Source organism: Flindersiella endophytica (genome assembly GCF_054779015.1).
On sequence record NZ_BAAGYY010000004.1, the window covers coordinates 75,963 to 89,190 of the forward strand.

Annotated in this window: 9 protein-coding genes and 1 tRNA gene; 5 read left to right on the forward strand and 5 right to left on the reverse strand. The window is 66.8% G+C overall.

Going from position 1 to position 13,228, the window contains the following annotated elements:
- Positions 1–80 precede the first annotated feature (80 nt).
- Positions 81–479, reverse strand: a complete 399-nt coding sequence (locus ACYVF6_RS02660) for a VOC family protein (protein ID WP_460515318.1) — start codon at positions 477–479, stop codon at positions 81–83.
- A 107-nt stretch (positions 480–586) separates the two neighbouring features.
- On the opposite strand from ACYVF6_RS02660, the gene ACYVF6_RS02665 reads away from it, so the two are divergent.
- From ACYVF6_RS02665 to ACYVF6_RS02675, 3 genes are all read left to right on the forward strand, one after another.
- Positions 587–1,027 (forward strand): DUF4265 domain-containing protein, encoded by a 441-nt coding sequence (locus ACYVF6_RS02665; RefSeq protein WP_460515320.1) that lies wholly within the window; start codon positions 587–589, stop codon positions 1,025–1,027.
- Between the two features lie 116 nt (positions 1,028–1,143).
- Positions 1,144–3,570, forward strand: coding sequence for a glycoside hydrolase family 31 protein (locus tag ACYVF6_RS02670; protein ID WP_460515322.1), 2,427 nt, complete (start codon positions 1,144–1,146; stop codon positions 3,568–3,570).
- A 178-nt stretch (positions 3,571–3,748) separates the two neighbouring features.
- Positions 3,749–3,821: transfer RNA gene (locus ACYVF6_RS02675), tRNA-Arg, on the forward strand.
- Between the two features lie 86 nt (positions 3,822–3,907).
- Here the strand turns inward: ACYVF6_RS02675 and ACYVF6_RS02680 are convergent.
- Positions 3,908–4,972, reverse strand: coding sequence for a tyrosine-type recombinase/integrase (locus tag ACYVF6_RS02680; protein ID WP_460515325.1), 1,065 nt, complete (start codon positions 4,970–4,972; stop codon positions 3,908–3,910).
- 262 nt (positions 4,973–5,234) lie between these two features.
- Between ACYVF6_RS02680 and ACYVF6_RS02685 the strand changes: the two genes are divergently transcribed.
- Positions 5,235–6,065, forward strand: coding sequence for a hypothetical protein (locus ACYVF6_RS02685; RefSeq protein WP_460515327.1), 831 nt, complete (start codon positions 5,235–5,237; stop codon positions 6,063–6,065).
- A gap of 149 nt (positions 6,066–6,214) precedes the next feature.
- On the forward strand, positions 6,215–7,273 hold the full coding sequence (locus ACYVF6_RS02690; protein ID WP_460515329.1) for a hypothetical protein: 1,059 nt from the start codon (positions 6,215–6,217) through the stop codon (positions 7,271–7,273).
- A gap of 215 nt (positions 7,274–7,488) precedes the next feature.
- Here the strand turns inward: ACYVF6_RS02690 and ACYVF6_RS02695 are convergent, their stop codons facing one another.
- From ACYVF6_RS02695 to ACYVF6_RS02705, 3 genes are all read right to left on the reverse strand, one after another.
- Positions 7,489–7,851: an HD domain-containing protein gene (locus tag ACYVF6_RS02695; RefSeq protein ID WP_460515331.1), complete on the reverse strand. Its 363-nt coding sequence runs from the start codon at positions 7,849–7,851 to the stop codon at positions 7,489–7,491.
- Between the two features lie 75 nt (positions 7,852–7,926).
- Positions 7,927–8,922, reverse strand: coding sequence for an IS630 family transposase (locus ACYVF6_RS02700; RefSeq protein ID WP_460515333.1), 996 nt, complete (start codon positions 8,920–8,922; stop codon positions 7,927–7,929).
- 246 nt (positions 8,923–9,168) lie between these two features.
- Positions 9,169–12,888: an ABC transporter ATP-binding protein gene (locus tag ACYVF6_RS02705; RefSeq protein ID WP_460515335.1), complete on the reverse strand. Its 3,720-nt coding sequence runs from the start codon at positions 12,886–12,888 to the stop codon at positions 9,169–9,171.
- Positions 12,889–13,228: the final 340 nt, after the last annotated feature.

Below are 13,228 nucleotides of genomic sequence, written 5' to 3' on the forward strand. Positions count from 1 at the left end.
ACGGCCGGGTAGCGGATTCCCTGCTTTCGAGTGGTTCTCAGCCTTCGAGCCGGCAGAAAGTCGAACCCGCGTTCGGCGGCCTATGTGGCCGCGCGCGAGGCGACGTAGATCCGGTGCCCGTCCGGATCCTCCACCTTCGCCACGCGTTCGCCCCACGGCTGGTCTACCGGCTCGTCCACGACGGTGACGCCGGCCGACCGCAGGCGTTCCAGCGCGGCGTCGCAGTCGTCGGCGTAGATCCACAGCTCGATCCAGCGCTTGCCGTCGGCCGCCTGCGCCGGCCGTTGGTCGGCATCCAGTCCGATGCCAAAGTGGGTCGATGCCAACCGCATGCCGACATAGACTGGCTCGCCGTCCGGCGGGAACTGATAGTCGACCTTCGCCTCCAGTAGGTCACGATAGAACGCCAGCGCACGCTGCATGTCACGGGTTGTCAAGATGGGGAACATTTCGGTGAACATCATCGCCTCCACAGGCATGACGAACGAGCGGCTTCGGGATCGACACGTGGTCGCGACGTCCTGCCAGAATCCTCTCTGACGCGGATGGACGACAGGACGCCTCTAGATTGCGAGCCGGGCCTCACATGACCGAAAGCACCCATGTGTACGTCAAGCTCCAGCAAGACGCCGACGGCTACCCGCCTTTCGAGGCAGAGGAAATCGCGGCGACGTCGCTGGGCAACGGGCGTTACCGCATCGACGGCATCCCCGTTTTCGTCGAAGGGCTCGCCTGCGGTGATGTCGTCGAGGTCGTCCACGTCCAGGGCGACACGCGGGTCTGGGCCACGCAGGTGCTCGACTCCGGCGGGCACTGGACAGTGCGCGTACTCCCCTGGAAACCCGAGGCCCTGCACAGCGTCGCGCATCACTTCATCCGCCTGGGGGCGAACGCCAAGGCCACGCAGTTCGGGCTGGTCGCCGTCGACGTACCGCCGAACGTTCCGGCGCGGCGCATCATGAGCGCGCTCGAGCACGGCAAGGTTGCCGGTGAGTGGGACTTCGACCTGGGCATCTCGCCGGACTGAGCGACCGGCTTGCCGGGCGTTTGCCGGGTGCTTGTCGGGTTCTGGACGATGCCGCTAGGTGAAGCGTTAGGGATCTCACATGCACAGTGCGAAGCGTTCCCATAACATTTCGCGTTATGACCAGGCAGAGCGAACTTCGTCCGACCGAGTCCGGAACGCCCGCCGAACCCATCACCGGCTGGTGGCGCCACCTACGGCTACGAGCCCGGGAGGACGTCTTCGCTCGATTTCGCGCTGTCTTCAAGTCCTTCAAGCTGATCGGCTGGAAGAACAGCCTGCGCGCGGTCATCTACACCATCCGGCGCGGGCAGATCGACCGTAAGGCGTTTGCTCGGGAGCATCCGTCGACGCAGCCGAAGGCGCCTGGCACGCTCGAGTCGGCCGCGGCGATCGCCGGCGGGGCACGCTTCCAGTTCGCGACGATGGCGCTCGAAGTACGTTTCCTCAACGCTGGTGGGGTTTTCGTCAGCTGGGACGGTGCGCAGGCGGTTCCTTCGTACGCGCTGGGAAGCTACGGCGGTGTCGATGTCACGCCGGAGTGGAGCGCCGACAGCCGGCTGGACGAGATCGACGGTGGGTGGCGAGTCCGTGCCAACGGCCTGGTCGTCGAGGTCGACGCCGTGGGCGCCTTGACGTTCCGGGAAGACAGCGGAGCCGAGCCTGCCAAGGCGTTTCGCTACGATCCGGCGCCGAGCTGGACGGGTCCGGCCTGGGCGCATCGCAGCGTTCTCGACAGCGACGCGGCCGTGTTCGGGCTCGGCGGGCGCAGCGCGCGGATGGACCGGCAGGGGCGCACGTACCGGCTGTGGAACACCGACCCCGGCGGCACGTACACCACCGGCGACGACCCGCTCTGCCTGTCGATTCCCGTCTACCTCGTCGTCGCCGACGCGGGGACGCACCTCGCGTTCTACGACAACACGTTCGACGGCAAGGTGGAGGTCGGGCCCGAAGTCGTGTCGCGTCTGACCAACGGGCCCTTGCGTTACTACGTCTTCGCCGACGGCGGCGTGAGCGGGCCGTCGGCCGCGCTGGAGCAGTACACCCGCCTGACCGGACGGCCGGCGCTGCCGCCGCGGTGGGCGCTCGGGTTTCACCAGTGCCGCTGGGGCTACGGCAGCGAGGCTGTCGTACGCGGAATCGTCGAGCAGTTCAAGGAGCACGACCTGCCACTGTCGGCGATCTGGCTCGACATCGACCACCTGGTTGACAATCGTCCGTTCGCGATCGCCAAGGACCGCTATCCCGACCTGGGCGCGTTCACCGCCTCGCTCGCCGAGACCGACACCCATGTCGTCGTGATCGCCGACCCGGGCGTGGGGAAGCAGCGCGGAGACGCCTTGTACCAAAGCGGTCTGGCCGCCGACGCGTTCCTGAAAGACGCCGACGGCCACGTCGTGACCGGCGTGGTGTGGCCCGGGTGGTCGGTGTTCGCCGACTTCACCGCCGAACGCGCGCGGCAGTGGTGGGGCGAGCAGTACAAGGAATATCTCGAGCTCGGCGTAGGTGGCTTCTGGCATGACATGAACGAGCCGTCTTCGTTCGTGGCTTGGGGAGATGGCACGCTGCCGCTGTCCACCCGGCACGACTTCGACGGCCGCGGCGGCGACCATCGCGAGGCGCACAACGTCTATGCCCTGTCGTTGAACCACGCGGGCTTCGCGGCGGTCAGCGAGCTGCGGCCGGGCAAACGGCCTTTCCTGCTTTCCCGTTCGGGCTTCGCGGGGTTGCAGCGGTATTCCGGCACCTGGTCGGGTGACATCGAGACCTCGTGGGAAGGCCTGCGGATCAGCCTGACGTTCACGATCGGGCTGGGCTGCTCCGGCGTTCCGTACTCCGGGCCCGACATCGGCGGCTTCGACGACCACCCGTCGAACGAGCTCTACGTGCGCTGGTTCCAGCTCGGCGCGTACCTCCCGTTCTTCCGCGTCCACTGCGCGGCGGCGCTTCCGCCCCGGGAACCGTGGGCCTTGGGGGCGGATGTGCTGGCCCAGGTGCGGCCGGCGCTGCTGGAGCGGTACGAACTGCTGCCGTACTGGTATGCGCTTGCTTGGGAGGCGCACCGCACAGGCGCGCCGTACGTCCGCCCGATGGTCTGGGCCGACCCCTCCGACTCCGCCCTGAGATGGGAGGACGACCAGTTCATGCTGGGCGACGCGCTGCTGGTGGCACCGGTGCTGGAGGAGGGTGTGCGGGAGCGGACCATCCGGCTGCCGAAGGGCCGCTGGTACGACCGCTGGACGGGGGTCGCGCACGAGGGCCCGGGCCACGTCACCGTCCAGGCCGGCTTGCAGGTGACGCCGGTGATGGTGCGCGCGGGCTCCGTCATCCCGGTCGTGAAGGACGGCCGGACCGTGCTGCAGGCCTACCCCCTGGGCCCCGACGGCGATCCGGGCCCAGGCGGCCGGCTCCTCACCGACCCCGGCGATGGCTACGACCTGCCGGTGGAGGAACGCTTCGCCGTCGCCCCCGACCGGACGATCGCGTACGAGGGCCCGGCCAACGCCCTGCCGTACGAGGTGGTGTGGCCGCCCGAGTCCTGAGCCCTGTATCCCCAGGTCGGCGCGGGTGCGGCCGCTCCCCGGCCGCACCGCCTGACGGGGGTGCGCGAGGGCTGGCTGCCGTACCGTATGCTGGCGCAGGCACTTTTTGATTGGCCGTGACCAGGGCGAACCCCTATCATGGTCGAACGTGCTCGAAGCGGCACACAACTGAAGACCTGCGCTCGTAGCTCAACGGATAGAGCATCTGACTACGGATCAGAAGGTTGGGGGTTCGAATCCCTCCGAGCGCGCACCGTTCCTGCAGGTCAGCCCCATGTTGCTGACGTGGTGAGAGGCTAGCTCATCGCTCTGCCTCTCACAATCTCTCACAGATGGTTCAGGCGATCTTGCGGATCTTCGCGAGCGACTTCGTCCCCTGCTTGAGGTCGTCGTCGTTCGCGTGGACGTACGTCTTCATCGTGAAGGCCGCGTCGTAGTGCCCGGCCCACTTGCTGATGATCGAGATCGGGACCCCGGCCTTCTCCATCAGGCTCAGCGCCGTGTGGCGGGAGTCGTGGAGCCGGATCTTCTTGAGGTTCGCGGCCGTGCGTAGCCGGTCGAACTGATCGGAGTACCACTCCGGGTGGACCGGAATGCCCAGCTCGTCGACGACCACATACTGATCCTTGTATTCATACCAGTCGATGTCGTTGAGTGCCGCCTGGTAGCTCTCCCCCGCCTCCTCGCTCTCCTGGGCCTGCCGCTTGCGAAGAGCCTTGAGCGCCGTCACCAGCTCGTCGTCGAGCGGAAGCGTCCGCTTGCCGTTCTCGCTCTTCGGCTCCTCGATCCGGACCTTGTAGTCGACCAGCACTCTGGCTTGGTCGACCCGGAGCGTCTTGGCCTTGAGGTCGATGTCCGACCAGCGCAGCCAGAGCACCTCGCCACGGCGGAGCCCGCAGAGCGTGAGCCGCCACGCCGCGTAGAGGCGGTCGTGCTCGGTCTTGCGGAGGTACGCGCGTACCTCGGCCGTACTCCACGTATCCGCCTTGCGCCTCTTGTACTCGGGCGGCGTGACCAGCTTGACCGGGTTGCGTACCAGCTTGCCCTCTCGGATCGCCATCTCGAACGCCGCAGAGAGTCGCCCGAGGGTCAGGCGGACGCTTCGCGCACCCTGCCCTGTACCCGGTGTACCTCCACGCCTGCGACCGCTGGTGAGCATGTACTCGACGAGGTTCTCGATGTCGGCCTTGCTGATCGACTGGAGCGGTCGGTGTCCGAGCTTCTCGCGCGGGCATCGGAACGCGTCCCGGTACGAGACCTTGGTGGACTCGCGCCTACCTCGGGTCGCACCTTTGTAGTACTCGTCAAGGTACGCACCAAGCGTCTCCTCGGACGGCTTGACGTACACGCCCTTGTTGTACTCGTGGCGTATCCGGGACAGCTCCGCTCGCGCTTCCTTCAAGGTGTCGAACGTCTTGGTGAACTGCTGCCGCTTGCCGTTCTCGTCAACAACCGTACTTCGACTGAGACGAAACGGCCGATGACACACAATTGCAACCAGAAGCTTCGGAGATTCTGGGAGGCCAACTAGAAGTCAGGCGTGGCAGCGTTGCGCTCGATAACACGTCGTGGCACAAAGCTCCGTATCTGGTAAGTGACGTTCGCGAATTGCTTGACGTGGCAGCATCAGGGTGGGACGCCCTGCGCGTGAGCTCACGGGGGTCGTGGAAGTGCTACCAGTCCCTCCGGCTGTTGCCGAGACCACTACCTCGGGTGGCGGTGACAGCGATTCAATCTCGAAGCCGCCTCCGACTGCCGAGGAGACAGCGCGGGGTGACGCCAAGCTGAGGGCAGCCAGGGCTTGGGGAGCAGCTCAGCGAGGCGAGGGATCGGTCGCGGACTATGACGCCGCCAGGGAGGAGTATGAGGCGCAGTTCCCGGGCGAGGCGAGACTTCCCGCTTTCGAGCGCAAAGACGTAACACCGACCGCGACGTTCTATCACCTGGATCTGTGGCAGATCGGGCAACATCAGAGCAACTGGTGCGGGCCAGCGTCGGCGGCGATGATTATCCGGCAGATGTACCGCGCTGGCGTAATCCCGACCGAACGCTCGCGCGACGGCCAGAATCTCGCCTGGACCGAGGCGAACCTCGCCCTACCGGAGTTTCTCGATGCTGTATTCGACGGAACTTACCGCACCGACATGGAGCGGGGCCTGAACCGATGGGCAAACCCGCCGTACTCCTATGCCCTCATAGGTGGCCCAAGCTTCGGCGAGTTCTATGACGCCCTGGCGTTCGACGTGAACGTGAAAGAAGCCCAGGAAGTGGCCACGAACGAGTACGCGAACGGCGCTCACTACAACGGTCATCCGAACCAGCGGATCGGGCACTGGGTGCCAGCCTACGGGTACTACTACAGCAACGGCACCATGACCGATGCTCGGTTCGCGGACTCCTCAACCTCGGTCTGGAGCGGTCCGGCGGCCTACTTCAACTACTCCGGGAGGACTTTCGCGGGTACCTTCGTCGGTGACGGAGCGATTGTCTGGTGAGGCGATCGCTTGTGGTGTTGGCGGTTGCGGCTGCTGTCGTGACCGCTTGCACTGCCAACGAAGAGGATCCGGCTAGCACGACAGGTCCGAAAGCGATCCCGGTACGGCACACATCCAATCCGGCGTCGACGCGAGTTCAGTGTGATCCGATGAAACAGCGCACTGCCGCCGCACTAACCAATCCAGCTGGCTGGCCCGTCACTGGTGAATTGGCGCTGCCCGCATACGAGGGATCCGAGTACATCGGCAACCGGGCGATCGCCGAGACCGGGGAGGTTCTGCAGGAAATCGGTGAACACAGCGAGGGTACGGCTGGGGCGGGCTCCATGCATCCGGGGCGATTGTACGTCACCGATCCAGCGACGGGGAAACGCCAACTTGTCCTCGGAAGAGATGACGTACACGATGGAACCCAGACCACGTTCGCTGCTCTGGACGAAGACTACGCGGTCTGGAACGAGACGCCGGACGCTTCCCTTGACGTCGATCGCTGGACGATGTACGCGTTCGACCGTAAGACCAGGAAGATCAGCCAGGTCGCGAAGGCGCCCATCGTCAAGGAGATCGGCACCTCCCCGGCGGTCCCCGGTTGGACAATTCCACGCCTGCTGAACGGCTGGGTGTACTGGGCCGAGGCCCGCTCCAGCCCGGCCAACGGCAACCAGCCCGAAGTCAACATCTACGGCCGCAAGCTCGGCTCCCCCAAGCCGAAGAGGCTCATCGTGGCCCACGCAGCGCAACCCGTGGTCACAGGACACTGGCTCTACTACGCCCGCTTCGACCCCGGCCGCTACGACCGCACACGCACCTATGCGATCTACCGCAAGGACCTGACCACCGGCGAAACCAGCCTGATCCATCAAGACGACAAACACGCCGGTGGCGCGTATCTGGCCGCCTACGAGAATGTCTCAGCCTGGGTTAATCGCGACGGCGCCGTGGTCTACAGAGACACCGAGAAGATCTCCCATGTCAGCGGCGAAGGCATCTTCTGGCTGACCGCCGGCCGCGACGTGGTGGGGTTCTACGCGGGCAAGGAGATCACCAGCGACTACCTGCTCGACCTACGCACCAACTGCCTGCACAAGCTCGCCGAGACCCATGGGCTCGCCGACGTCCACGTGAACGACACGGCCGTCGCCTGGTCGGTGGACAACCCCAACGACAAGACTGGTCGCCGCGCGTGGCACGTTGGCACCATCCGATAGCCGAACACTGCCGCGTATCCTGACGATCTGTAGCTCGTATCGCTACGGGCTAAGGCGTTGCGTAATGCATCGAGTGGCTGCCAACAACGATGGCTCCGAGCGGCGTGTCGCGCGCGTTACCGGATCCTCCTCGTCGTATCGTGCGTAGATGTCTGCTATCCGTTCCTCAACGGGCACTGGTTTGCCGGTGGGGCTCGCTGTCATGTCGCAGTAGATCAGAGCCTTCTCCAGGTCAAGGGGCGGGCGTCTGAACTCCGCAAGTAGGTCCTTGCCCAAGCCGTGTCGTTGGCTTCGTTGATGGCGCAGGAGTGGCGCGCGACGAGCCGGCACACTAGCTCGTCAGCCTGCTCGCTGTCTCGCAGGTACCGTGGCGGGTGGAAGTCGACCGTCACGAGCCGTGGCGCGTACCCGATGTCGTGCAGCCACGCGGCGGCTTCGATCAGGTCGGCGTTCTCGCCGAGGATCGGGGCGAGCGTTCGTGCCTGCGCTGCCACGCCTTGGGAGTGTGCCCGGCGCTGGGGAAGCGAATCGGCGAGGAGGGTTCGGGCCGTCCGCTCGGCCCATTCAGCTCGGGTCACGTCTCATGACCATAGGCCACATCGGCGGGACTTCGAGGGACGTAGCCGACCGTCTCAAGACGTCCTAGTGCCGCGTCAAGCAACGTTGGGTAGGTAATCGGGTCGTCGGATCTTGGAGCCGATGGCGAAGTGGCTTTTCGGCTGGGCGTGTCGGTTGTGCCAGCGGATGTAGCCGGCGATGGCGTGTTCTTGGGTGGCGTGGTTGGGGTAGTCGCTGCTGTCGAGGGTGAAGTAGCGCAGGGCGGTGAAGTGGCATTCGATCCAGTTCAGCCAGGATCCGTTGGACGGGGTGAACACCAACTCCATGTCGTTGCCCTTGCACCAGGCCCTGACCTCGGCCTTGCCGTGGGAGCCGTAGTTGTCGCAGATCAGGTAGAGCTTCCCGGCGAATCGGTGGCGCAGTTGTTTGAGGAAGTCCAGGAACTGGGGCCAGCGTTTGTGGTCGCGGAACCGGTAGAACATCTTGCCGGTGGCCAGGTCGAGGGCGGCGAACATGTGCCGCACGCCGTCCAGGCGGTGGTAGGTCGCCCGCAGCCGGGCTGGATCGCTGATGGGGAACCAGCCGCGGCCGGGTCTGGGCTGCAGGTTCAGCGGCCCGAACTCATCCACACAGATCACCCTGCCGTCGGCAGGCGGCGAGTCATACAGAGCGAGGATCTTGTCCTTCTTGGCCACGAAGTCGGGATCCCTGGAGGCCTTCCAAGTCTTAGTCGCCTGCCACCTGACACCGGCGTTGCGCAGGACCTGCCGCACCGTCTCGGTGCTGACCTTGATGGTGTGCTGCCTGGCCAGATACTCCACCAGTTTGGTCAGGCTCCACGTCGTAAACGGCAGCCCCAACTTCTGCGGCGGGCTCTTGGCCACCCGGCAGATCTGTTCACGCGCCGCGGGGCCGATCCGCACTGGCCGGCCCCCGCTCCATTTTGGGTCCAGTGCCGCAAACCCCTGCTGGTTGAACGCGTGGATCACCTCCCGCGCATACTGCGCCGTGGCGGCGAACATCGCCGCCGCCTCTGTCGCCGAACGGCCCTGAAACGACGCGAACACGATCCCGGCCCGGCGAAGCCGCACCCGATCCCTGGTCCGACGCGTGATCCGTACCAGCCGCTCGGCCTCCTCCGGCTCCAGCGGCCGCACGAACACCTCAGCCTGACGTGCCATCAGCCCACCTCCGACAACAACCCTGCCAAGGCAACCCTCAACGCGTCAGACCGACACGATTACAACGCCAACGTTTCTTGCCGCGGCACTAGCGTGGCGAAGCGCGAATGACCACGTTAACCACGCAAAGCCGTGGTCAACGTGGTCATTCGCGCCTCAGTGGCGGGACGCCGAGAAATCGTCGAACGTCTGGTCCGCGACGATCTCCCCATCGTGGACGGTGACGATCCGGTCCACCCAGCGCAGGGTCTGCGGCCGGTGAGCGATCACGATCGTGGTCCGCCCGTCCGCCACCTTGCGCATGGCCCGCTCGACCCGGCGCTCGCTCTTCAGATCCAGGTGCGAGGTCGCCTCGTCCAGCACCAGCACCCGCGGATCCAGCACCAGCGCCCGCGCCAGGCACAGCAGCTGCCGCTGCCCCGCCGACAACGAACGCCCGCGCTCGGTCACCTCGTGCAGGTAGCCGCCGTCGAGCTCCGAGATGAAGCCGTGCGCGCCAACCGCCCGCGCCGCCGCCTCCACCAGCTCGTCGGAGGCATCCGGCGCACCGTAGGCGATGTTGTCGCGGATCGTCCGCGAGAACAGGAACGGCTCCTGCGGCACGTACCCGATCGACTGCCGGAACACCGACGGGTCGAACTCACGCACCGACGTGCCGTCAACCTGGACTTCCCCGCCGGTCGTGTCGTAGAACCGCGTGATCACCTTGGCGATCGTGGACTTGCCGGCGCCGGTCTGGCCGACGAACGCGACCCGCTCGCCCGCGTCGATCCGCAGGTCCGCCTCGCGCAGGGCCGGCTTGTGGGTTCCGTTGTACTGCAGCGAAACCGCCTGCAGCTCGATGTCGCCCTTCAGTTCGCCGACCTCCGACGGCGCCGAAGGCGTCGGAACGCTGACCTCCTCGGCCAGCAGCGCCGAGATCCGGCTGACCCCGGTCTTCGCCCGCTGGTAGACGTCGAACACTGTCGCCATCTGCTGGACGGGCGCGAACGCCAGAGCCAGGTAGAGCAGGAACGGAACCAGCTCCGCGACCTGCAGCTGCCCGGCCGCGATCAGCCGCCAGCCGACCAGCAGCGTCGCGGCGATCGTCAATGTGGCAAGCAGTTCGATGAACGCCACGTAGATCGCGGTCGCCCGCGTGCTGGTGAACCGGACGTCCAGCTGCTCCTTCGCCATGCCGCGGAAGTGCGCGAGGTTGGCGTCCTCACGACGGAACGCCTGCGTCACCGGCAGCACCGCGAGGGTCTCGTGGAGGTAGGTGTTCAACGCGGAGTTGAGCTCCCGCGCCCGCTCGTAGGCCGGCCCGACCACGCGCCGGTACCAGATCGTCGCGATCGCCGCCGGCGGGATCACCGCCAGCACCACCAATGCCAGCGTGGGGTTGAGTACGAGCAGCACGGCTGTCATGCCCGTGAACGTCACGATCGCGACCAGGAAGTTCGTCAGACCCGCCTGGATGAGCTCCGCCACCGCGTTGACGTCGGCCGTCAGCCGGGTCATGATGCGGCCCGCGTGAGTGCGGTCGTAGTAGTCCATGCCGAGCCGCTGCAGGTGCGCGAACAGCCTTACCCGCAAGGCGTACAGGATGCGTTCGGTCGTACGGGACGTCGTGAGGTGCGTGCCCCACACGTTGAAGTAGTTCAGCACCGCGATCAGGCCGAACGCCGCACACGTCACGCCCAGCATCGCCATCGACTTGTTGTCGAGGGCGTGCTCGAGCCCGTTCTGCACCAGCAGCGGTCCGGACAGGCCGGCCAACGCGTCGGCGAGCAGCAGCGTGAGACCCAGCAGGATCGCCCAGCGCTGCGGCCGGACGATCTGGCCGAGCCGGAACTTCTCCGCGCGCGTCGACTCGTGGCCGACGTCGACCCGGGTGTCGTCGCGGGCCGGCGGCAGCTCGGCGAGCGCGGCGAGCAGCTCCGGTGTGGCCGGGTCGCCGACCCTCGCGCGGATCTCCCCGGTCGCGTGCGAAGCGGGCTGCCAGGCCTCCGGGGTCACGTCCTCTTCGGCGGACTCGTCCTCGGTGTGGTCGGGCAGCTCCGACATCAGCGCGCGGTAGAGCTCCGAACGCTCGATCAGCTCGGCGTGTGTGCCCTGGTCGACCACGCTGCCTTCGTCGATCAGCACCACGCGGTCGGCGAGCTGCACGGTCGACTCGCGGTACGCGACCACGATGACCGTACGTCCGGTGACGACCTCACGCATCGCGTCGAGGATCCGGCGCTCCACGTGGACGTCGACCGCGGAGGTCGCGTCGTCGAGGACGAGCACATCGGCGTCGGCCAGCAGCGCCCGCGCCAGCGCGATCCGCTGCCGCTGGCCGCCGGACAGGCTGAGGCCTTCCTGGCCGACCTCGGTGTCGTACCCCTCGGGCAGGCCGGCGATGAAGTCGTGGATCGCCGCGATCCTCGCCATCCGCTCGACGTCCTCGGGCGTGGCGTCGCTGCGTCCGTACGCGATGTTGTCGCGGATCGTTCCCGACAGCAGCATCGCTTCGTCGAAGACGACGCTGACCCGGCGCCGCAGGTCCGGAAGCGGCAGGTCGCGGACGTCGATGCCGTCGACCAGCACCCGGCCGGACGACGCGTCGCGGAGCCGCGACACCAGCTGCAGCGCCGTCGACTTGCCCGAGCCCGTCGGCCCGACGACCGCGACCGTCTCACCGGGGAGTACGTCGAGGTCGAAGCCGCGCAGCGCCTCCGGGCCCTGGGGGTAGGTGAAGCGCACGTTGTCGAACCGGACGAACGCGCCCGGGCTGCGCCCGATGGTGTGCCCGGCAGCCGGCGCCGCGTCCAGCTCGGGGCGGGTGCCGTCGTCCGTACGGTCCTGGATCTCCGGCTCGACCGCGAAGACCTCCGCGATCCGCTCCGCGCCGGAACGTGCCCGGGGCAGCAGCGTCAGCACGCCGGCCAGCAGCCTCGCCGAGCCGTTGAGGTCGGCGAGGTAGGCCAGGAACGCGAAGAACGTACCGACGGTGAGGTGGCCGTTCAGTGCCAGCCAGCCGCCGATCAGCAGCACGAGCACTTGGCCGGCCAGCGGCGAGGCCTGCAGCGTCGCGAGCAGCGGGCCGCGCTGGCGGACCGCGCGTACCCGCGAGCGGAACATGTACGACAGCGACTCGACGAACCGGGAGAGCTCCGGCTTCTCCTGGCCGAAGCCCTTGACCACCCGCACGCCGGTGATCGCTTCCTCGGCGACGGTCGTCATGTCGGCTTCACGCTGCTGGGCGTCCCACGAGGCTGCGTACACCCGCATGTGCAGCCTGCGGGCGACGATCACGATCGTGGCCAGGACGACCAGCAGCACCAGGGCCAGCAGCGGCGAGAGGAACGCCATGATGGTCAGCGCGAGCAGGACCTGCAGCACGGTGCCGAGCACCGGTGGCAGCTGGCCGACCGCCTGCTGGACCAGCACCAGGTCGGAGTTGACCCGGGCGACCAGCTGGCCCGACTGCATACGCTCGTGTGCGGCCTGGTCGAGCCGCTGCAGGTGGGCGTACAGGTCGTCGCGGATGTCGTTCAGCACATGGAGGCTGAGCCGGCCGCCGGCGTCCCGCCAGCGAGCGCTGGTGAGTGCGCGCAGCACGCCGACACCGATGAGTGCGAGCACCCAGGGCAAGACCGGCTTGCTGTGCTCGACGATGGCGTCGTCGACGACGACCTTCTGGATCAGCGGAGCCGCGATCATCGCGGCCGTCCACAATGTGGCCGCCGCGAGCGACCAGATCAGTACTCCCTTGTGGCGGCCGAGGTACGGCGAGAGCCACTGGAGCCAACCCTTGTTTGCTTGACTTTTGGGCGCGTCGCCATCGGGACGGCGCGGCGAGGGAAGGACAGGTTTGACGTGGGTCCGGGCATGGGACCCCGAGGTAGGCACGATGATTTCTTCCGTGTGGTCCGAAGAGTGTGGATGGATCGGCTGAGCTCAGCCCGCTACGAACGGCAGCGGGCGGCTCTGTCTCTCACAGCAGCGACGGGTAAGCGATGTCCCTGCGTGGACGAATCCTTCGACGGAAGCGGAAGGGAGGAAGAGGAGAGAGCGAGCGTGGCGTCCGATGTGACGCTGGCATGGCGCTGAAACACCCCAAGTTCAGCTTGATAAGCCGGGCAAGACGGTATTGCGTGACTGGACAGCCTCGTCCAGCAATCCACCACTGTAGCCCGTTGCCGTCAATTGCGCATGGCTCAATCCGGACGTGCCCAGATCGTGGACGCCC